Genomic DNA, 564 nt, shown 5'->3' with positions numbered 1-564 from the left:
CATTTGACCTGGCTGAACGTTTTTTTTAATCTCGATCGACTTCCTTACGGAGATCATCTGCGACAAATTCTACATTCGTTCCAATGATGATTTGTACGGTTGTTTTTCCAGAAGTCAGGACCCCTTTGGCACCTGCTTTTTTCAATGTACCTTCATTTAATAAATTTGTATCCTCTACTGTTAAGCGAAGACGTGTGGCACAATGATCAATCGTGGTGATATTGTCTTTGCCGCCAAGTCCCTCTACGAGCATACTCGCTCCTCCTGCCGTCACCGTATCATCCGCTGCGATATCTTCCATGTCATCATCTTCCCTGCCTGGTGTTTTCAGCTTTAATAGTTTAATGAGGAAATAGAAAACGACAAAGTACACGACGCCATAAATGATTCCTACTACAAGAAGCAAGATCGGTTTTTGCGCAATTCCGAAGCTTAAGACGTAATCAATCGCACCTGCTGAAAAGGCAAAGCCGCTATGAATCCCGAGGGTGTTTACAATAAAAAGCGAAAGTCCCGTCAAAATAGCATGGACACCATATAAAAGTGGAGATAAAAACATAAAAG

At 42.0% G+C, this 564-nt stretch carries 1 protein-coding gene; it reads right to left on the bottom strand.

Features of this window, described 5'->3' with window-relative positions; translation table 11 throughout:
* Positions 1-25: 25 nt before the first annotated feature.
* Positions 26-564 (bottom strand): glucose PTS transporter subunit EIIB (locus BJU60_RS14875; RefSeq protein WP_167615770.1); only part of this gene is annotated, 539 nt, incomplete at its 5' end.

Origin of the sequence: Exiguobacterium aurantiacum, assembly GCF_001766415.1 — a bacterium.
Taxonomy (GTDB): Bacteria; Bacillota; Bacilli; order Exiguobacteriales; family Exiguobacteriaceae; genus Exiguobacterium; species Exiguobacterium aurantiacum_A.
This window is presented reverse-complemented; position numbering and strand designations above follow the sequence as displayed.